This window comes from Pseudomonas simiae, assembly GCF_900111895.1.
In the GTDB taxonomy this organism is placed as follows: domain Bacteria; phylum Pseudomonadota; class Gammaproteobacteria; order Pseudomonadales; family Pseudomonadaceae; genus Aquipseudomonas; species Aquipseudomonas simiae.
The window spans coordinates 221,307-241,221 of record NZ_FOKB01000007.1; the positions used below are offsets into that span (position 1 = coordinate 221,307).

The following is a 19,915-nucleotide window of genomic DNA, read 5'->3' on the forward strand; positions in this document are numbered from 1 at the left end:
CTCGCGGGCAAAACTTATTCAGACAGCCCGTTGCCAGACTGTCGCGTGTTCGGTTGCCCGCTCACCCCTTGCCCCTGGGTTTTTATTGTTCAACGAGCCAACAACCAGGGTTCGAGCCCGCGCACGAGCCTGAACCATCAATGCTTACTTATTCTGAAGTGACCACGCTGGGTTGCCCCAGGTTGGCCATGCGTACGCTGTTCTGTACGTGTGCGACTTCGCTCGGCGAGCCGATCGGGCCCATGCGTACACGGTGCAATGTCTGCTGGTTACGCACGATGGAGCTGATAAACACCGGCGCGTTGACCATACCACTGAGCTTGGACCTTAACAGTTCTGCCGCATCCGGGTTGGCGAAAGCACCCACCTGCAGGTATTGCCCGCCGGCCATGGATGCGCCAGGCGCCGCATGGGGCACGACCACCGTATCAGGCGCGTGCTGTGCCGGCGGCGGCGTCCACTGCTCGATCTTGCCCGTGGAGGCCGTCACTTGCGGCTGTTGGGTTTGCGGCTCGTTGAGCATCAACGGCGCCGGCTTGCCACGCTGGGCCCAGTACTGGGCCGGGTCAATGCCTTCGACCTTGACGCGCGCGGTGCCGGTTTCGGCGTAACCGAGTTTCTTCGCGGCGGCGTAGGACAAGTCGATGATGCGGTCCGAGTAGAACGGCCCACGGTCGTTGACCCGCAGGATCACCGTGCGGTTGTTGTCCAGGTTGGTCACCCGCACATAGCTGGGCAGCGGCAACGTCTTGTGGGCCGCGCTCATGCCATACAGGTCATACACTTCGCCGTTGGCGGTGTTCTGGCCGTGGAATTTGGTGCCATACCAGGACGCCGTGCCCGATTGCACGTAGGTCTTGGACTCCTGCAGCGGGAAGTAGCTCTTGCCCAGCACGGTATAGGGGTTGGCCTTGTACGGGCCAGTGTGCAGGGTTGGCGTGGCATCCGGGATCTTTGACACGTCGACGTCCCACCACGGCGCGCCGTCTTTGTGCGCGCGGTTGATGTCCAGGCCTGGCTGGGCACGGACGACTGCGCCGCCGGACTTCTGCGCCGGCGCGCGGCTGTTGGTGGTGGAACAACTGACGACCAGCAAGGACAACGCGGCGAACGCCACCAGCTTGAGCGGTTGATAGAACGGCGATGCCCGCATTACTTGTTGCCCCGTGCTTGGACCAGCATGTCTGACAGCTGATGCACGGCCATGGCGTACATCACACTGCGGTTATAACGCGTGATTGCGTAGAAATTCTTCAGGCCCATCCAGTATTCCGGACCGTTTTCGCCTTCGAGGCGGAACGCGGTGACCGGCATATCATCAGGCAGCGCATTCTGACTCGACCAGCCCAGCGCCCGCAACTCCCCGACCGTCTTGGCGGGCTCGATGCCCTGGGTCAGGCCTTCATCGGCACGGTCCCCGGTGACGTCGGCGCGGATCACCACCGGCTCGCCAGCGACCCAGCCATGGCGCTTGAAGTAGCTGGCCACGCTGCCGATGGCGTCGTCGGGGTTGCTCCAGATATTGATATGCCCGTCGCCGTCAAAATCCACCGCATAGGCGCGGAAACTGCTCGGCATGAACTGCGGCAAGCCCATCGCCCCGGCGTAGGAACCCTTGAGGGTCAGCGGGTCGACCTGTTCTTCGCGCGCCAGCAGCAGGAATTCACGCAGCTCCTTGCGGAAGAAGTCAGCGCGCGGCGGGTAATCAAAGCCCAGGGTCGACAAGGCGTCGATCACCCGGTAACTGCCGGTATTGCGCCCGTAAAAGGTTTCGATACCAATGATCGAGACAATCACCTGGGCCGGCACGCCGTATTCCTGCTCGGCGCGGGCCAGTACCGCCTCGTGCTGGCGCCAGAAGTCCACACCCCGCGCCACGCGGGCGTCGGTGAGGAACATCGGGCGGTATTCCTTCCACTGTTTCACGCGTTCGGCTGGGCGAGAGATGGCGTCGAGGATCGCCTGCTTCTTCTGGGCTTCGCGGAACACGCCCATCAGTTGTTCACCGGCGAAACCATAGTCGCGGGTCATTTCACCGACAAACTCGGCGACCTGGGGTGAACCATCGTAGTCACCGGCCTGCGCCTCTTGCGTTGCGCCCAGCAGCCCAAGCAGGCCCATCCAGGACGCGTGCCGAGTCGCCCAGCCGCGCATTACTTGCATTGACATCTTCACCTTATTCAAACCTGCGCGATCCATTTACGATGCGTATGAATCGACATCAAAACCCCAAACGCTGACAGCAATGTCACCAGCGAAGTTCCGCCGTAGCTAATGAACGGCAACGGCACCCCAACCACCGGCAACAGGCCACTGACCATACCGATGTTGACGAAAACGTAAACAAAAAAAGTCATGGTCAAGGCACCGGCCAGCAATTTGCCGAACAGCGTCTGCGCCTGCGCGGTGATCACCAGGCCGCGACCAATCAACAGCAAATAGATCAGCAACAGCGCGCATATGCCCACCAGGCCGAACTCTTCGCCCATCACCGCAATGATGAAGTCGGTATGGCTCTCGGGCAAAAAGTCCAGGTGCGACTGGGTGCCCAGTAACCAACCCTTGCCAAATACTCCGCCGGAACCGATGGCGGCCTTCGACTGAATAATGTTCCAGCCCGTGCCCAACGGGTCGCTTTCGGGGTCGAGGAACGTCAGGATCCGCTGCTTCTGGTAGTCGTGCATAAAAAAGAACCACATGGCCACGGCCACGGGCACGGCGGCGGCCAGCACGCTGAGGATCCAGCGCCAGCGCAATCCGCCCATGAACAGCACGAACGCACCGCCCGCCAGGATCAGCAGCGAGGTGCCAAGGTCGGGCTGGCGCACGATCAGGATGAACGGCACCCCGATCAGAATCAGGCTGATCCCCACGTGCTTGAGCTGCGGCGGCAAGGTGCGCTTGGACAGGTACCAGGCGATGGTCGCCGGCATCAGAATCTTCATGAATTCCGACGGCTGGAAGCGAATCACCCCCGGGATGTTGATCCAGCGGGTCGCCCCCATGGCGTTGTGGCCCATCACGTCCACCACCACCAGCAGCAGCACGCCAGCGACATAACCGAGTGGCACCCATCGCGCCATGAAGCGCGGCTCAAGCTGGGCGATCACCACCATCGACAACAACCCCAGGCCGAACGACGACGCCTGTTTGATCAGCAGGTCCCAGTTCTTGCCACTGGCCGAATACAGCACGAACAGACTGCCGGCCGCCAGGGTCAGCAGCAGGATCAGCAACGGGCCATCAATGTGCATGCGCTGCAGCAACGTCGCACGGCGACGCATCACATCCTCACTGGAGAGGATGCGGTCAAAATTACTCTTCACGGGCCGTAACCTCGGTGCTTGAAGGGGGGCCGCCATATTCGGGCTTGAGCCTGCCGTCGTCGGCCAACAGCCAGGCGTCCATCACTTGGCGCACCACGGGCGCAGCGACGCCGGAACCGGACTCGCCGTTCTCGACCATCACCGCCACCACGATTTTCGGGTCGTCCGCCGGGGCAAAGCCGACAAACAAGGCGTGGTCACGGTGGCGCTCCTGGACCTTGGTGCGGTCGTATTTTTCACCCTGCTTGATCGCCACCACCTGAGCGGTACCGCTCTTGCCGGCGATGCGGTATTGCGCGCCAACCGCCGCCTTGCGTGCGGTGCCACGGGCGCCGTGCATGACTTGCTGCATGCCGTGGTTGACCTTGGTCCAGTCCGACGCATCGCGCAGCACAATGTCCGGGATCGGGTTGTCATCCACCGGCTTTTCGCCTTCGATGGTCTTGGCCAGGTGCGGACGGTTCCAGATACCTTTGTTCGCCACCAGTGCCGTGGCCTGGGCCAGTTGCAGCGGCGTGGCCTGCATATAGCCCTGGCCAATGCCAAGAATCAGGGTTTCACCCGGGAACCACGCCTGGCGACGGGTCGCTCGTTTCCACTCCCGCGACGGCATCAAGCCGGGGGATTCCTCGAACATGTCCAGGGAGACCTTCTGGCCGAGGCCGAACTTGCCCATGTAGGCGGACAAGCGGTCGATGCCCAGCTTATGCGCCAGGTCGTAAAAATAGGTGTCGTTGGAGCGCATGATCGCGGTGTCCAAGTCGACATAGCCGTCACCGGTGCGGTTCCAGTTACGGTATTTATGATCGTAGTTGGGCAGCATGTAGTAGCCCGGGTCGAACACCCGGCTGGAGGCCGTGACCACCCCCGCGTCCAGACCGGCAATCGCCACCGCCGGCTTGATCGTCGACCCCGGCGGGTACAGACCGCGCAGTACGCGGTTGAACAGTGGCCGGTCAATGGAGTCACGCAACTCGGCGTAAGCCTTGAAGCTGATGCCGGTCACGAACAGGTTGGGGTCAAAGCTTGGCTGGCTGACCATCGCCAGCACTTCGCCGGTCTTCGGATCCAGGGCAACCACCGCGCCGCGACGACCGCCCAAGGCCATCTCCGCCGCTTCCTGCAATTTGATGTCCAGGCTCAGCACGATGTCCTTGCCGGGCACCGGATCGGTGCGTTTGAGCACCCGCAGCACGCGGCCACGAGCGTTGGTCTCGACTTCTTCGTAACCCACCTGGCCGTGCAGCTCGGGCTCGTAGAAACGCTCGATGCCGGTCTTGCCGATATGGTGGGTGCCGCTGTAATTGACCGGATCGAGGGTTTTCAGCTCTTTTTCGTTGATTCGCCCCATGTAACCGACAGAGTGAGCAAAGTGCGGCCCTTGCGGGTAATGCCGCACCAACTGCGCCACCACTTCCACACCCGGCAAACGGAACTGGTTCACCGCGATCCGTGCGATCTGCTCTTCGGTCAGCTCAAACAGGATCGGTACCGGCTCGAAAGGCCGGCGCCCCTGTTTCATGCGTTTCTCGAAGATCGCCCGGTCTTCCGGCGTCAGCTGCAGCACCTCGACGATCACATCGAGGATCTGCTGCCAGTCACCGGAGCGCTCACGGGTCATGCTCAGACTGAAGCTGGGCCGGTTATCCGCCACTACCACGCCATTGCGGTCGAAGATCAGCCCGCGGGTCGGCGGGATCGGCTGCACATGCACCCGGTTGTTTTCCGACAAGGTGGAGTGATAGTCGTACTGGATAACCTGCAGGAAATACAGGCGTGCGATCAGCACACCCAACAACGCCACCACCATGATTGCGCCAAACACCACACGCGAGCGTACAAGACGTGCGTCTTTCTCGTGGTCCTTGATGCGGATCGGCTGGGTCATCGGGAGGGGCGCAGATTATTTGTGGTAAGGGTGCCCGGACAGAACTGTCCAGGCGCGATACAGCTGTTCACCGATCAGAATCCGTACCAACGGGTGCGGCAGCGTCAGCGCCGACAGCGACCAACGCTGATCCGCCCGCGCACAGACTTCCGGCGCCAGCCCTTCGGGGCCGCCGACCATGAAGTTGACCGTACGCGAATCCAGGCGCCAGCGATCCAGTTCCACCGCCAACTGCTCGGTGCTCCAGGGTTTGCCGTGGACTTCGAGGGTGACGATGCGCTCATTGGGCCCGACCTTGGCCAACATGGCTTCGCCTTCCTGACGGATGAAGCGCGCCACGTCGGCATTCTTGCCCCGGGTATTGAGCGGTATCTCGACCAATTCCAGCGACAGCTCAGCGGGCAGACGCTTGGCATACTCGTGCCAGCCTTCTTCCACCCACTTGGGCATGCGTGAACCGACAGCAATCAGACGCAGGCGCACAGCCGTTCCTTATTCCTGGTCTTTGTTCAGCTTGTCGAAGTGCGCGTGGCCCACTTCCGGGCTGTGGTGCTTGCCATCGGCGGCACGGCTCTGCTCGGCGCCTTTCCACAGACGCTCCAGGTCGTAGAACTGACGGGCGTTGGAGGTCATCATGTGAACGATCACGTCGTCCATGTCCAGCAGCACCCAGTCGCTGTCGCCCTTGCCTTCTTCACCCAGCGGCTTCACGCCTTGGGCTTTGACGGCTTCGCGGACCTTGTCAAGCATCGCGCCGATCTGGCGGTTCGAGGTACCGGTGGCGATGATCATGTAGTCGGTGATGCTCTGCTTGTCGCGCACGTCCAGTACCTGGATGTCCTGGGCCTTGACGTCTTCAAGGGCCGCCACGGCGACTTTTACCAGTTCTTCGCCAGCCAGCTCAGGGCCGGTGTGGGCTTCTACTGGCAGCGGAGCGCTTTTGAAGGTGCCTTTGCGCTTAACTTTGCTTACGTCTTTGTTCGTCATATAAAACTCGTTTTGCTCGTATGTTCGGGCGCCCGCTCTACGACTGTGCGTAGGTTCGAGCGCGCCTTTTCAGTTCGACGCACGGTAAAGCCCGTGCGCATCGATGTAGGCCAGGACCGCGTCAGGCACCAGGAAACGTACCGACTTCCCGCTGGCCAGCAGTTGACGGATCTGGGTGGCGGACACCGCAAGCGGGGTCTGCCAGACGAATGCAATATTCCCGTTCGGCCCGGTCAGGGCCAAGGGGTCACTTACCGACCGCGCGGCCAGCAGGTTGCGCAAGGCATCCGGCGGTTCGCTGTCGGCATCCGGGCGTTGCAAAACCAGGATGTGGCAATGCTGGAGGAGTTCCTCCCAGCGATGCCAAGAGGGCAGGCCGCAAAATGCGTCCCAGCCCAAAAGCAGAAACAACTGGTCATCCACGGCCAACTCGGCGCGTATCAATTCCAGGGTGTCCACAGTGTAGGACGGTTTATCGCGCTTGAGCTCGCGGTCGTCCACCACCAGCGGCGTTATGCCGTCCACCGCCAGGCGCACCATTTCCAGGCGCTGCTGTGGCGACACTTGCGGCGTATCGCGATGGGGCGGCCGAGCGTTGGGCATCATGCGCAGCTCGTCCAGCGCGAGGGCATCCGCGACTTCCAGGGCACTGCGCAAATGGCCGATGTGCACGGGGTCGAAGGTACCGCCGAGCAGCCCGATGCGTTTACCCATCAAGTGCGCACATGACCATCGCCGAACACCACGTACTTCTCACTGGTCAGGCCTTCCAGGCCAACCGGGCCGCGGGCGTGGAGTTTGTCGGTGGAAATACCGATCTCCGCCCCCAGGCCGTACTCGAAGCCGTCGGCAAAACGCGTCGAGGCGTTGATCATCACCGAAGCGGAGTCCACTTCGGTGAGGAAACGCCGGGCATCGCTGAAATGCTCGGAAACAATCGCGTCGGTGTGCTTGGAGCCGTAGGTGTTGATGTGTTCGATGGCCTCGTCGAGGTCGTCGACAATCTTGATCGACAGGATCGGCGCGGTGTATTCGGTGTACCAGTCAAGCTCGGTCGCGTCGATCACGTCCGCGCCCAGCAGCGCACGGGTACGCCCGCAGCCCCGCAGTTCCACGCCCTTGTCGCGGTAGATGGCAGCCAGCGGCGGCAGCACGCGATCGGCAATGCCGACGTGCACCAGCAGCGTCTCCATGGTGTTGCAAGGGGCGTAGCGGTGGGTCTTGGCGTTGTCGGCGATGCGGATCGCCTTGTCGATGTCGGCGGCGATGTCGATGTACACATGGCACACGCCGTCCAGGTGCTTGATGACGGGCACTTTGGCATCACGGCTGACACGTTCGATCAGGCTCTTGCCACCACGCGGCACGATCACGTCGACGAATTCGGGCATGGTGATCAGCGCGCCTACGGCGGCGCGGTCGGTGGTTTCCACCACTTGCACCACTTCGGCAGGCAACTCGGCCACGGCCAGGCCCTGCTGGATGCACGCGGCGATGGCACGGTTGGAATTGATCGCCTCGGAACCGCCACGCAGGATAGTGGCGTTGCCGGATTTGAGGCACAGGCTCGCGGCGTCGATGGTCACGTTTGGACGCGACTCATAAATGATGCCGATCACGCCCAGCGGCACGCGCATCTTGCCGACCTGAATGCCGGATGGCAGGTAACGCATGTCGCGGATTTCACCGATGGGGTCAGGCAGCTTGGCCACCTGACGCAGGCCTTCGATCATGTCGTCGATACGTGCCGGGGTCAGCGCCAGGCGGTCCAGCAGGGCCGGTTCCAAGCCATTGGCGCGGCCGTTGGCCAGGTCTTGCTCGTTGGCGGCGGTCAGCTCGGAGCGCGAGGCATCCAGAGCGGCGGCGGCGGCCAGCAGGGCACGGTTCTTCTGCGCAGTGCTCGCACGGGCGATCAGCCGCGAGGCCTGACGGGCAGCGCGACCCAGGCGGGTCATGTAGTCAAGAACGGACTCAGTCATAGTCAGGGAGTCTTGGCAGGGAGGAAAGCGGCAGATTATAGCTGTGACGCCGCCCGACTGACAGCGGTGAGGGGCGGATGGTCGAAATGAACTGTAAAAACCTGGGGTTCAGCGGTAATTAAGGTGGGAGTTGTTATGATTCCGTCACATTTAGCCGTATTTACCCTGACCGCCATGCCCAGTTCATCGCCCCAACTCCCCGCCAGCGCCCTGCCCGACAGCTTCTTCGACCGTGACGCGCAAATTCTTGCGCAAGCATTGCTCGGAAAAGTCATCCGCCATCGCGTCGGCGAAACCTGGCTTTCCGCGCGAATTATTGAAACCGAAGCCTATTACGTGGCCGAAAAAGGCAGCCACGCCTCATTGGGCTACACAGAAAAGCGTAAGGCTTTGTTTCTGGATGGTGGCCATATCTACATGTACTACGCCCGTGGCGGCGACTCCCTGAACTTCAGCGCCCATGGGCCGGGCAATGCCGTATTGATCAAATCAGCCTATCCATGGGTCGATGAATTATCCGGCCCGGCGAGCCTGGCGCAGATGCTGCTGAACAACCCGAATGCCGATGGCAGCCCACGCACCTTGCAAAAACTCTGCGCCGGTCAGACCCTGCTGTGCAAAGCCCTGGGGTTGAAGGTGCCGATGTGGGACGCCAAGCGTTTCGATCAGGAACAGCTCTATGTTGAAGACGTGTGCCAGACCCCGATCCAGATCATCCAGACCACGCGCCTGGGCATCCCCAGCGGGCGTGATGAACACCTGATGTACCGCTTCGTCGATGCGGGCTACGCGCCTTATTGCACGCGGAACCCGCTGCGCCGGGGCCAGGTCGAAGACCGCGATTATTTTTTGATTTGATAAGTAATGACCGCTGTCCCTGCTGGAAATCGATACCTGCCACACCGCAGATCCAATGTGGGAGCAAGCCCACTCCCACAGTTGGCCGGCGGTGTGGCCGGCTATGAGTTCGAGAGGAAATGGCCGCACAAATGGAGAGGACTGTATGAGCCAATGGCTCGATAGCATTACCGGCTGGTTAACACTGAACCCCGAATGGCTGGCGGTCGCGGTGTTTATCGTCGCCTGCGTGGAATGCCTGGCCATCGCCGGGCTTATCGTGCCGGGCACGGTATTGTTGTTTGCCATTGCGGCGCTGGCCGGTAGCGGCGCGCTGTCCTTGAGCGAAACCCTGCTGCTGGGTTTCCTCGGCGGCTTGCTGGGTGACGGGGTGTCCTACTTCCTCGGACGACATTTCCATCAGAACATCCGGCGTCTGCCCGGCCTGCGCCATCATCCCGAATGGATGAACGGCGCCGAAACCTACTTCCACAAGTACGGCATTGCCAGCCTGCTGGTCGGACGCTTCATCGGCCCATTGCGTCCTATGCTGCCGATGGTGGCCGGTATGTGCGACATGCCATTCCCGCGTTTCGCCATGGTGAGCATTGTGGCAGCAGCGGGTTGGACGGTGGCTTACCTGCTGCCCGGCTGGGCGACCGGCGCTGCGTTCCGCCTGCCCTTGCCCGAAGGGTTCTGGCCCGAGGCGGCAGTGGTTGCGGGTTGCCTGGCGGCGTTGATTGGACTGAGCCTGAACAGCAGTCTGCGCGGCCATCGGCGCGCCACGTTATGGATTGGGTGTGCCAGCCTGGTGCTATTGATCGCGCTGTTTATTGGCTACCACTCGCTGGACAACTTCGACCACGGCCTGAGCGCCCTGGTGCAGGAACACCGCAGCCCCTGGCTGGACGAAGTGATGGTGCGCATCACCCAACTGGGTGAGTTCAAGAAGATGTTCGTTGCCAGCGCGGTGTTCACCGGCCTGCTGCTATTGGCGCGGCAATGGCGCCACGCAGTGTTCGTTGGCGCAACGCTGGCCGGGGCTGCGGTGATCAACACCGGGACCAAGCTGTTTTTCGCCCGTGGCCGCCCGGAAATCCTCACCGACCCGCTGACCAGCTTCAGCATGCCCAGCGGCCACGCGTCGGGCGCGTTCGCATTTTTCCTGGCGCTGGCGATCCTGGCCGGTCGCGGACAACCCGTGCGGTTGCGCCTGACCTGGATGCTGCTGGGCTGCATTCCCGCCGCTTTCATTGCGCTATCGCGCGTCTACCTCGGCGCCCACTGGCCCACGGACATCCTGGCCGGCACGCTGCTGGCGATGACGGTGTGTGCGTTCAGCCTGGGCATCAGCCAGTATCGAAGCCCGCTGCCGGCCATGTCGCAAAAAACCTGGTGGCTGTTGCTGCCGGCGTTGGTCGCGGTGCTCAGCTTCATCGCACTCACTGGCACGCCCCACGCCCTGCTGCGCTATGCCTATTAAGTGAACAGTTCGCCCTGCAATTCGTCGAGCAGCATCTGGATCGCATCCAGGCGCTGCTGCGGGTCATCGAGTTGCAGCAGGTCGATCTTGTCGGCCTCGGTGAACGGCAGCAGATACGCCAACTGATTGCCCAAGGCTTGCTGGCCGTCGGCGTGAGCGTCCATGTCCAACGACGCCACCATGGGGTGCTCGGCCAATGCCTGGAGCAGCGCCAGCAGGTCGGCATCTTCTTCTTCCAACGGCTGGTCCGGCAGTTCTTCGAGCCACTGCACGTCGGCCACCAGCAGTTGGTCTTTCTGCACACCGGCATCCCGTACGCGAAACCTGCGCCCGCCTTCGACGCGAATCCCCAGCAGGCCGTTGTCCTGTTGCTTGAAGTCGCGGATCAGCGCTTCACAGCCGATCAGCGCGTAGCCGTCCGGCGCCGTGCCCACCTCCTGGCCGTCGAGAATGCACACCACACCGAAGCTTTCGCCCTTTTTCATGCAGCGGGCGACCATATCCAGGTAGCGCGCCTCGAACAGTTGCAGGTCGAGGGTGCAGCCAGGGAACAGCACGGTATTGAGCGGGAACAGCGCCAGACTCATAAAGGTTTCCTTAAACCCGGTTTAAACGATCACCGACACAGCCAGCGGCAGGAACACCGCCGTGGCCACGCCCATCAGACTCATCGCCAGCGCTGCAAAAGCGCCGCATTCTTCGCTTTCCTGCAGGGCCACCGAGGTGCCGACGGCATGAGCAGTCATGCCCAGCGCCATGCCGCGCGCCTCGGGGCTGTGCACCCCCAGGCGAGACAAATACGCCGGGCCGATCATCGCACCGATCACCCCGGTGATCAGCACAAATACCGCCGCCAAAGCCGCCACGCCGCCGATCTGCTCGGCCACCAGCATGGCGATCGGTGAAGTCACCGACTTGGGCGCCATGGTCATCAACATCCTGTGCTCGGCGCCAAACCACCAGCCCAGCAGCACACACAGGCCGGTGGCGAGCACACCGCCTATCACCAGCGTAGTAAAAATCGGCCAGAACAATTGGCGAATGCGCCGCAGGTTCAAGTAAAGCGGCACCGCCAGGGCCACGGTCGCCGGACCCAGCAGGATGCCCATGATCTCGGTGCTCTTGCGGTACTCGGCGTAGCTCAGGCCACAACTGATCAGCACGCCGATCACCAGCAACATGGACACCAGCACCGGCTGCAGGAAGATCCAGCGGGTTTTCTCGAACCCTGCCAGTACCAACTGATAAGCGCCGAGGGTGATGCCGATGCCGAACAACGGGTGATGAATCACCGCTGTCCACGCGCCATGCCAGTCGAAGATCATTGATCCTTCTCCTTGCGCTTGACCATCTGCTGCATCAGCACGCCCACGAAGCCCATGGCGATCACCAGCGACAGCACCAGCGCACCGACAATGGCCCAGAAATCAGCGGCAATATCCTTGGCATACACCATCACCCCCACCGCCGGTGGCACCAGCAGCAACGGCAAGTAACGCAACAGGCTGCTGGCCGCCAGGCTCAAGGGCTCGCCGACATCGCCCTTCCAGATCAGAAAACCCAGCATCAACAGCAGCCCGATGATCGGGCCCGGCAGTACCGGCAACAGCAAATGATTAATCGCCGTGCCGATCAGTTGAAACAGCACCAGCCAGGTCAGGCCACGTAACAGCATCCGTTCTTCCCCCTCAATACTCGCCCGCATTATAAGCACGCCCGCCCTATGCACCGGCATTCGCCAAAAGCATGGTGGGTTGACCGAGCCTATCGGCCATGATGATCTACATTGGTTCTCTGTAATCCATAAAAAACCAGACGTTGTACACAGCGTGATGAACCAAGGAGAGACGCAATGCCCTATGTACCCGTAGCGCAGCTCAAAGATTATGTCGGCAAGGAACTGGGACGTTCCGAATGGCTCACCATCGACCAGGCGCGTATCAACCTGTTCGCCGAGGCCACTGGCGATCATCAGTTCATCCACGTCGACCCGGTCAAGGCCGCGCAAACCCCGTTCGGCAGCACCATCGCCCACGGTTTCCTGTCGCTGTCGCTGATGCCCAAACTGATGGAGGACCTGCTGATCGTGCCCGAGGGCCTGAAGATGGCCGTCAACTATGGCTTGGACAGCGTGCGCTTCATCCAGCCGGTGAAGGTCAACTCCAAGGTGCGCCTGAACGTGACGCTCAATGACGTCACCGAGAAAAAACCCGGCCAATGGCTGCTCAAGGCCACCGCCACCCTGGAAATCGAAGGTCAGGAAAAACCAGCTTACATTGCTGAGTCGCTGTCCCTCTACTTCGTGTAAGTCCGTGCCTGTGGTGGGGACATAAACCTCACCACAGCGTATGTAAATTTATGTATGAAACTCGCAGCTGCGGCATACTCGGCGCTCAATTATCCGGATCCCGCTATGCGCCCACTCGCTCCCCTCGCCCTTGCCCTGTTGCTCACCGCTTGCGGAGACGGCGAATCGCTGTTGCCGCCCGATGCGCGCCTGCCCGACGGCGGCCGCTACCGGGGCGATGTGGTCGATGGTTTGCTGCAAGGTCAGGGCCGCGTGGACTACCCCAACGGCAGCTGGTATGCCGGCCAGTTCGACAAAGGCCAGTGGCACGGCCAGGGCGAGTGGCATGGCAGCAATGGCGAAGTCTATAAAGGCCAGTTCCAGCAGGGGCTGTTCGACGGCCAGGGCAGCCTGACCACGGCGGGCAGCCACTATGTGGGCGGCTTCAAGAACGGTCGACGCAACGGCGAAGGCACCCTCAAAGAGGGGCAGATGACCTATCGCGGCGAATTCAAGGACGACCAGTATTCCGGCCTCGGTCGCCTGGAGCTGGCGGACGGCAGCCAATACCAGGGCCAGTTCGCCCACGGCAAACCGAATGGCGAAGGCCAGCGCAACGACGACAGCGGCAACCAGTTCAGCGGCCATTTCGTCGATGGTCAACTGGAAGGCAACGGCACTTTCAACAGCGCCGATGGCGACATTTATGTCGGCCAATTCAAGCAGAACCAGCTCAATGGCAAGGGCCGCTACGAGAACGCCGACGGCGACGTGTGGATCGGCCAGTTCAAGGAAGGCGCGCTCAGCGGCAAGGGCGAGTTGATCGGTGTCGACGGCAGCCACTATGTCGGCCAGTTCAGCGATTGGCGCTTCAGCGGTGAAGGCCGCCTGAACCTCACCGACGGCAGCTTCTATATCGGCGGGTTCGACAGCGACAGCTATCAAGGCAAAGGCACCCTGGTCCTCACCGACGGCACCGTGCAGGCCGGCACGTGGGTCAATGGCATGCGCGTGCGTGACGCCGATGGCAAACTGCTGCCCGACCCGTTGGAGATCGGCGTACTGGCCCAAGGTGGTTTGCTCAACGCAGCCCTCGCCGCCGTGCCCGGCTCGACCCCGGCCGTCGAGCTGTACACCCTGGCCGTGGCCGGCGACGGTAAACAAAGCGTGTTCCTGCGCGAAGCCGATTACGTCAGCAACATGCTCGCCACCCGTTTTGGTGCACGCGGGCAGATTCGCCTGGTCAACCACCGCGACCACATCGCCGACCGCCCGCTGGCCACGCGCGAAAACCTGCGCCGCGCCGTGCAGACCCTGGCCGACCGCACCGGGCCGGAAGACCTGGTGTTTATCTACATGACCAGCCACGGTACCCACGAACACGAACTGGTGCTGGACCAACCGCGTATGGAGCTGGCCGACCTGCCCGCCGATGAGCTCGCCGCCGTGCTGGCACCGCTGAAGAGCCGCGACAAGATCGTGGTGATTTCCGCCTGCTACTCCGGTGGCTTCATACCGGCGCTAAAGGACGATCGCACCCTGATCATGACCGCGTCCCGCGCCGATCGCGTGTCTTTCGGTTGCTCCGAGGAAGCCGACTTCACCTACTTCGGCGACGCCCTCTTCGCCCAAGCCTTCAACCAGACCGACGACTTGCAGCAAGCCTTCAAGCTGGCACAACTGCATGTGGCCGAACGCGAACAGGCGGACAACTTCGAAGCCTCCGAGCCGCAGATCTGGGCCCCCAAGGGTGTGATCGCCCATTGGCAATTATTACGCAAACAGCAGGCACGAAAGGCGCTCGAAAGCGTCTCAATGAATAGCAAGGAAGCCAAAGGCAACTAAGCTGTAACGTGTAACAAGGGGGAAACACCATGTACCTGACGCCTCAGCATATCTTGCTCGCCGGAGCCTCCGGCCTTACCGGCGAACACCTGCTCGATCGCCTGCTCAACGAACCCACCGTGACCCGCGTGCTCGCACCCAGCCGCAAGCCATTGGCGGAACACCCGCACCTGGAAAACCCGGTGGGCGACCCGGCGGTGTTCCTGCCGCAGCTGAGTGGCCGGGTGGATCTGGCCTTCTGCTGCCTGGGCACCACCCTCAAACAGGCGGGCTCCGAAGCGGCTTTTCGCGCCGTCGATCTGGACATGGTGGTGGCCTTCGCCAAACGCGCGCGGGAAATGGGCGCACGGCACTTGGTCGTGATCAGCGCCATTGGCGCCGACCCGAAATCGTCGGTCTTCTACAACCGCGTCAAAGGGGAAATGGAAGAGGCGCTGAAAGCCCAGGACTGGCCTCAACTGACCATCGTGCGGCCGTCGTTGCTGTTGGGGGAACGGCTGGAGCCGCGCCTGACCGAACAGTTGGCCGGCCCGTTATCACGACTGATTCCAGGCAAATACCGTGGTATCGAAGTGTGTGAACTGGCCCGGGCCATGTGGCGCCTGGCGCTGGAAGAACAGGATGGGGTGCGGGTGGTGGAGTCGGATGAGTTGCGCAAGCTGGGCAAGTAATCCGATTTAACTATCCGGCAGAGATTCAAATGTGGGAGCGGGCTTGCTCGCGAAGGCAGTGTGTCAGTCGACGAGTAATATGACTGATCCACCGCATTCGCGCTCCCACATGGGTTTTGTGCCGCCTTCCAGACAGGGTTAGAGACCACCGGTAGCGTTGAAGCCAACCCCAAGAACCGTCAACACCGACAGCGGCAACAACAGCGTATCGAGCAACGCACTGGCCGGCAGATCCACCCCAGGGTAGCTCGGCGCCTCGGCACCAAACCTGTCCTTGGCGCAGCAACCACCCTTCATCGCATACAGGTCCAGGCGCGTACCGGCATACACCACCGGCGCGCCAGGTTTTGCCGCATCCAGTGCGCGCGCGGTGGCGCAGCCGGCCAGTTGCAGCGCCAGTAGGATCAGCAGCGCCTTACTCATCACTGCTCAAATGGTGCTCACCCCAACGCGGCAGCATGTCCTGAGGGATGTTCAGCAGGTTGAGGATGCGCGCCACCACAAAGTCCACCAGGTCATCGATGGTCTGCGGCTGGTGATAGAAGCCCGGCGAGGCCGGCAAAATGGTGACGCCCATGTTCGACAGCTTGAGCATGTGTTCCAGGTGAATGCTCGAATACGGCGCTTCACGGGGCACCAGGATCAACTGGCGACGCTCCTTCAAGGTCACATCCGCCGCGCGCTCGATCAGGTTGTTGCAGGCACCGGTAGCAATCGCCGACAAGGTCCCGGTGGAACATGGCACCACCACCATCGCCGCCGGCGCGCCGGAGCCGGAAGCCACGGGCGACATCCAATCCTCTTTACCGTAGACCTTGATCTGCCCCGCCGCCGCACCGGTGTATTCGGTGAGGAAGGCCTGCATCATCTGCACCTTGGGCGGCAGCGCCACGTCGGTCTCGGTGGCCATCACCAACTGCGCGGCCTTGGAGATCAGGAAGTGCACCTCGCGCTCTTCACGTACCAGGCAATCCAGCAGGCGCAAACCATAAGGCGCACCAGAAGCGCCGGTCATCGCCAGGGTAACGCGTTCCGGGCCACTCATTTCAGCGCCTCAGCCAATTTGCCGTGCAGGCCGCCAAAGCCGCCGTTGCTCATGACCACGACATGGGTGCCCGGTTTGGCCAGGCGCTTGACGTGTTCGATGATGCCTTCGATGGAGTCGCAGACGAGGGAAGGCACGGTGCACAGGGCTGCAATCGCCGGCAGATCCCAGCCGAGGTTGGCCGGTGCGTACCAGACCACCTGGTCGGCGTCGTTGACGCTTTCCGGCAGGCCATCCCGGTGGGCACCGAGCTTCATGGAATTGGAGCGCGGCTCGACAATCGCAATGATCGGCGCATCGCCGACACGTTTGCGCAGGCCATCCAACGTAGTAGCAATTGCCGTCGGGTGGTGGGCAAAGTCGTCGTAGATGGTAACCCCATTCACGTCGGCGACTTTTTCCATACGGCGCTTCACGCTTTTGAACGCGCTCAACGCGGCAATGCCCATGGAAGGCACCACGCCCACGTGCCGCGCAGCCGCCAGGGTGACCAAGGCATTGGCGACGTTGTGCTGGCCGGTCATGTCCCACTCGACGATGCCTTGGGTCTGGCCTTCGAACAGCACTTCAAATGTGGAACCGTCGTCGCTGAGCAGCTTGACCTGCCACTGCCCGCCCGCGCCGGTGGTTTGCACCGGGGTCCAGCAGCCCATCTCGATCACACGCTGCAAGGCCGGCTCGGTGGTCGGGTGGATCACCAGGCCTTCGCTCGGAATGGTGCGCACCAGGTGATGGAACTGACGCTCGATGGCCGCCAGATCGGGGAAGATGTCGGCGTGGTCGAACTCCAGGTTGTTCAGGATTGCCGTGCGCGGGCGGTAGTGGACGAATTTGGAGCGCTTGTCGAAGAAGGCGCTGTCATATTCATCCGCCTCGATCACGAAGAACGGCGTATCGCCCAGGCGCGCCGACACCGAGAAATTCTGCGGCACACCACCGATCAGGAAGCCCGGGCTCATGCCTGCATGCTCCAGCACCCAGGCGAGCATGCTGCTGGTGGTGGTTTTGCCGTGGGTGCCAGCGACCGCGAGTACCCAACGGCCTTGCAACACATGGTCGGCCAGCCATTGCGGGCCGGACACATAAGGCAAACCTTTATCGAGTACGTATTCGACCGCCGGGTTGCCACGGGACATGGCATTGCCGATCACCACCAAGTCCGGGACCGGGTCGAATTGCGACGGGTCGTAACCTTGGGTCAACTCGATACCCTGGGCCTCGAGTTGCGTGCTCATGGGCGGATAGACGTTGGCGTCGGAGCCTGTCACGTGATGGCCCAGCTCTTTGGCCAGTACTGCCATCGAGCCCATGAATGTGCCGCAAATACCGAGAATATGAATGTGCATAGTCGACCTCGTAAAACATCGAGGCAGGTTAGCGCAGGGGGGCGAAAATCGCACCCTTTAGCTGAGGGCGTGACGCGCGATGCCATGCCGGCGCAGCTTTCTATACAGCGTGTTGCGGCTGACGCCCAGTTGCTCCGCCGTGTGCGTCATGTGCCAGCGCTGCTGCTGCAACGCCGTGAGCAACGCCAGGCGCTCGGCGTCTTCCAGCGGCGACTCCAGCGGTTTGGTCTGCGCGACTGCCACGGGCCTGGCCTGACGAATCTGCGCAGGCAAATCTTCCAGGCCAACACGCCCCTCATCACACAGCGCCACCAAGGTGCGCAGCACCGTGCGCAGCTGGCGGACGTTCCCCGGCCAGGCAAACGCCAACAACGCTCCCCGCGCCGACGGGTCGAGGGCAACCGGCTCACCATTGGCCTCCTGGGTCAGCAGGAAATCCAGCAACTGGGCTTTATCACTGCGCTCGCGCAAAGGCGGCAAACCGACTTCCAGGCCATTGAGCCGGTAATACAGGTCCTCGCGAAAGCTACCGTCCTGCACACGCTCCAGCAAATTCCGGTGAGTCGCGCTGATAATTCGTACGTTCACCGCCTGGGGCTCACCGCCGAGCGGCACCACCAGCCGATCTTCCAGAACCCTTAACAGGCGGGTTTGCAGCGCCAGGGGCATATCACCGATTTCATCGAGGAACAGGGTGCCGCCATCGGCTTGCTGCAATTTGCCTTGCATGCCCTCTTTGCGCGCACCGGTGAAGCTGCCGCCGCGATAGCCGAACAGTTCGCTTTCGATCAGGCTTTCCGGGATGGCGGCGCAATTGAGTGCGACGAACGCCTTGTCGGCACGCTGGCTCGCCAGGTGCACCGCCTTGGCGAAGGCCTCTTTGCCGGAGCCGGTTTCGCCATTGATCAACAGCGGCACATCACGCTCGAATACCCGCAGCGCCTTGCGAAAGTCCTGTTGCAGCGTCGGATCGCCCAGGCAAATACCGGGCAACGGAGCGGGCTCAGGCTTGACGAAAGGGGTCGATGCGCTGCGCACTTGGCCACGCAGCGCGGCAAATAACTGTCGCCCATCACGGGTCCGCAGCGGCCAACTGGCCGTGGCATTGGCGCTGGCGCGGCCAAGCAGTTGATCCAGTGAGCAATCAAAAAACGCTTCCACCGGGTGCCCCAACAAACCGCCACGCACCTGGCCCAACAGGTTCAGCGCGCTCTGGTTGACCGCACAGATGCGCCCGTCTCCGTCGAATGCCAGCAACCCTTCACTGAACAACCCCACCGACTCCGCCTGCAAGTGAAAACGCAGCAACCAGTGGTGTTCAAAGTGACGCAGGAAGTAGCAACTCTCGATCATCTTCGCCGACAGGTTCACCAACGCCATGGTGTGGAACTGGCTCTGGCGCGACACGGCCTCCCGTGCGGAGGACACATCCAGCACGGCCAGCAGATCACCCTGCGGATCGAACACCGGGCTCGCCGAGCAGGTCAGCCCGGTGTGCCGGCCCCGGAAGTGTTCGTCACGATGAATGGTCAGGGATTGGCGCTCCACCAGGCAGGTGCCGATGCCGTTGGTGCCTTCGCAGGCCTCGCTCCAATCGGCACCCAGCCACAACCCGGCGCGCTCGAAGATCTTGCGCTCGGACGGCGCGGTGACACAGTTGAGGATCACGCCGCGCGCATCGGTCAGCAACACAGCATGCCCCGCACCGGAGAGCTGCTGATGCAGGCTGTTCATCTCGCTGCCGGCAATGTGCAGCACTTGCTGCAGGCGCTCGCGGCTTTCCAGCAAGCGACCATGTTCGAGCACAGTGGGTGCAATGGTTTGCGCAGGGTCGAGGTGATAGTCCTCCAGGCAACGCAGCCAGGAGCGGGCGATGGACGGATCGCTGGACGGGTCGCGGCCATGCGCCACGGTGAGGACTTGCTGGGCATGGCGGCTGAAATGATCGTTGTGCATTTCTTATTATTCTCCCTGCGTGAGAACCCCCAGCATCCCCCAGCGAACCGGGCAATGCAATCCCAGGCCGACCCACTGGTCACAGGCTGTACCGTTTGTGGCACAAACTGTCACATCGCCCGTATCGACCCTGCCACAGCCACGCCTTGCAACAATGTCCAACCCCTTGATTTCGCTGGTCCACGAAACGGTGGCCCAACCTTTGCTCTACGCTTTATCAAGCGCATGTCGCGCTGCGCTCCCAATAAACATAAAAGCCAGGAGA

General features: G+C 62.0%; 20 protein-coding genes. 5 read left to right on the forward strand and 15 right to left on the reverse strand.

Annotated elements, in window-relative coordinates:
* Positions 1-148 precede the first annotated feature (148 nt).
* From BMZ57_RS21430 to BMZ57_RS21465, 8 genes are all read right to left on the reverse strand, one after another.
* On the reverse strand, positions 149-1,153 hold the full coding sequence (locus BMZ57_RS21430; RefSeq protein WP_010206787.1) for a septal ring lytic transglycosylase RlpA family protein: 1,005 nt from the start codon (positions 1,151-1,153) through the stop codon (positions 149-151).
* On the reverse strand, positions 1,153-2,163 hold the full coding sequence (gene mltB / locus BMZ57_RS21435; protein WP_069673126.1) for a lytic murein transglycosylase B: 1,011 nt from the start codon (positions 2,161-2,163) through the stop codon (positions 1,153-1,155). Before mltB ends, BMZ57_RS21430 begins: the two co-directional genes overlap by 1 nt.
* A 17-nt stretch (positions 2,164-2,180) precedes the next feature.
* Positions 2,181-3,284, reverse strand: coding sequence for a rod shape-determining protein RodA (gene rodA, locus BMZ57_RS21440; RefSeq protein WP_042570827.1), 1,104 nt, complete (start codon positions 3,282-3,284; stop codon positions 2,181-2,183).
* 31 nt (positions 3,285-3,315) lie between these two features.
* Positions 3,316-5,214 carry a penicillin-binding protein 2 gene (gene mrdA, locus BMZ57_RS21445; protein WP_021492969.1) on the reverse strand — a complete coding sequence of 633 codons (1,899 nt, stop codon included), beginning with the start codon at positions 5,212-5,214 and terminating at the stop codon, positions 3,316-3,318.
* 15 nt (positions 5,215-5,229) lie between these two features.
* On the reverse strand, positions 5,230-5,697 hold the full coding sequence (gene rlmH / locus BMZ57_RS21450) for a 23S rRNA (pseudouridine(1915)-N(3))-methyltransferase RlmH (protein ID WP_003176297.1): 468 nt from the start codon (positions 5,695-5,697) through the stop codon (positions 5,230-5,232).
* A 9-nt stretch (positions 5,698-5,706) separates the two neighbouring features.
* Positions 5,707-6,201 carry a ribosome silencing factor gene (rsfS, locus tag BMZ57_RS21455; protein WP_010206793.1) on the reverse strand — a complete coding sequence of 165 codons (495 nt, stop codon included), beginning with the start codon at positions 6,199-6,201 and terminating at the stop codon, positions 5,707-5,709.
* A gap of 69 nt (positions 6,202-6,270) precedes the next feature.
* A complete protein-coding gene (gene nadD / locus BMZ57_RS21460; protein ID WP_010206794.1) occupies positions 6,271-6,915 on the reverse strand; it encodes a nicotinate-nucleotide adenylyltransferase in 645 nt (214 codons plus the stop codon).
* Positions 6,915-8,180 carry a glutamate-5-semialdehyde dehydrogenase gene (locus BMZ57_RS21465; RefSeq protein WP_069673125.1) on the reverse strand — a complete coding sequence of 422 codons (1,266 nt, stop codon included), beginning with the start codon at positions 8,178-8,180 and terminating at the stop codon, positions 6,915-6,917. The genes nadD and BMZ57_RS21465 overlap by 1 nt, the downstream gene beginning before the upstream one ends.
* A 174-nt stretch (positions 8,181-8,354) precedes the next feature.
* Between BMZ57_RS21465 and BMZ57_RS21470 the strand changes: the two genes are divergently transcribed.
* Together BMZ57_RS21470 and BMZ57_RS21475 are read left to right on the forward strand one after the other, a co-directional pair.
* A complete protein-coding gene (locus BMZ57_RS21470) occupies positions 8,355-9,038 on the forward strand; it encodes a DNA-3-methyladenine glycosylase (RefSeq protein ID WP_069673139.1) in 684 nt (227 codons plus the stop codon).
* 145 nt (positions 9,039-9,183) lie between these two features.
* Positions 9,184-10,500, forward strand: a complete 1,317-nt coding sequence (locus BMZ57_RS21475; RefSeq protein WP_010206797.1) for a bifunctional DedA family/phosphatase PAP2 family protein — start codon at positions 9,184-9,186, stop codon at positions 10,498-10,500.
* Here BMZ57_RS21475 and BMZ57_RS21480 read toward each other — a convergent pair.
* Genes BMZ57_RS21480 through BMZ57_RS21490 form a run of 3 tightly spaced genes read right to left on the reverse strand, consistent with a single transcriptional unit; the run spans position 10,497 to position 12,175 of the window.
* Positions 10,497-11,087: an LON peptidase substrate-binding domain-containing protein gene (locus BMZ57_RS21480; RefSeq protein ID WP_010206798.1), complete on the reverse strand. Its 591-nt coding sequence runs from the start codon at positions 11,085-11,087 to the stop codon at positions 10,497-10,499. The two genes, BMZ57_RS21475 and BMZ57_RS21480, sit on opposite strands and share 4 nt — an antisense overlap.
* 21 nt (positions 11,088-11,108) lie before the next feature.
* A complete protein-coding gene (locus tag BMZ57_RS21485) occupies positions 11,109-11,825 on the reverse strand; it encodes an LrgB family protein (RefSeq protein ID WP_044287940.1) in 717 nt (238 codons plus the stop codon).
* Positions 11,822-12,175 (reverse strand): CidA/LrgA family protein, encoded by a 354-nt coding sequence (locus tag BMZ57_RS21490; protein ID WP_010206802.1) that lies wholly within the window; start codon positions 12,173-12,175, stop codon positions 11,822-11,824. Before BMZ57_RS21490 ends, BMZ57_RS21485 begins: the two co-directional genes overlap by 4 nt.
* A gap of 177 nt (positions 12,176-12,352) precedes the next feature.
* On the opposite strand from BMZ57_RS21490, the gene BMZ57_RS21495 reads away from it, so the two are divergent.
* The 3 genes from BMZ57_RS21495 (at position 12,353) to BMZ57_RS21505 (ending at position 15,303) form a co-directional block, all read left to right on the forward strand.
* Positions 12,353-12,808 (forward strand): MaoC family dehydratase, encoded by a 456-nt coding sequence (locus BMZ57_RS21495; protein ID WP_010206803.1) that lies wholly within the window; start codon positions 12,353-12,355, stop codon positions 12,806-12,808.
* Positions 12,809-12,913: 105 nt separating this feature from the next.
* Positions 12,914-14,632, forward strand: coding sequence for a C13 family peptidase (locus BMZ57_RS21500; RefSeq protein WP_069673124.1), 1,719 nt, complete (start codon positions 12,914-12,916; stop codon positions 14,630-14,632).
* 29 nt (positions 14,633-14,661) lie between these two features.
* Positions 14,662-15,303, forward strand: a complete 642-nt coding sequence (locus tag BMZ57_RS21505) for an oxidoreductase (protein WP_010206805.1) — start codon at positions 14,662-14,664, stop codon at positions 15,301-15,303.
* Positions 15,304-15,441: 138 nt separating this feature from the next.
* Here the strand turns inward: BMZ57_RS21505 and BMZ57_RS21510 are convergent, their stop codons facing one another.
* From BMZ57_RS21510 to BMZ57_RS21525, 4 genes are read right to left on the reverse strand one after another with little or no spacing between them, the layout of a single operon-like run.
* Positions 15,442-15,726 carry a YceK/YidQ family lipoprotein gene (locus BMZ57_RS21510; RefSeq protein ID WP_010206806.1) on the reverse strand — a complete coding sequence of 95 codons (285 nt, stop codon included), beginning with the start codon at positions 15,724-15,726 and terminating at the stop codon, positions 15,442-15,444.
* The gene (gene ubiX / locus BMZ57_RS21515) at positions 15,719-16,348 is read right to left on the reverse strand and encodes a flavin prenyltransferase UbiX (RefSeq protein ID WP_010206807.1); all 630 of its coding nucleotides are present in this window, start codon (positions 16,346-16,348) and stop codon (positions 15,719-15,721) included. The genes BMZ57_RS21510 and ubiX overlap by 8 nt, the downstream gene beginning before the upstream one ends.
* A complete protein-coding gene (gene mpl, locus BMZ57_RS21520) occupies positions 16,345-17,694 on the reverse strand; it encodes a UDP-N-acetylmuramate:L-alanyl-gamma-D-glutamyl-meso-diaminopimelate ligase (RefSeq protein ID WP_069673123.1) in 1,350 nt (449 codons plus the stop codon). Before mpl ends, ubiX begins: the two co-directional genes overlap by 4 nt.
* A gap of 57 nt (positions 17,695-17,751) precedes the next feature.
* Positions 17,752-19,650, reverse strand: a complete 1,899-nt coding sequence (locus tag BMZ57_RS21525; protein ID WP_010206810.1) for a sigma-54-dependent Fis family transcriptional regulator — start codon at positions 19,648-19,650, stop codon at positions 17,752-17,754.
* Between the last annotated feature and the right edge of the window lie 265 nt (positions 19,651-19,915).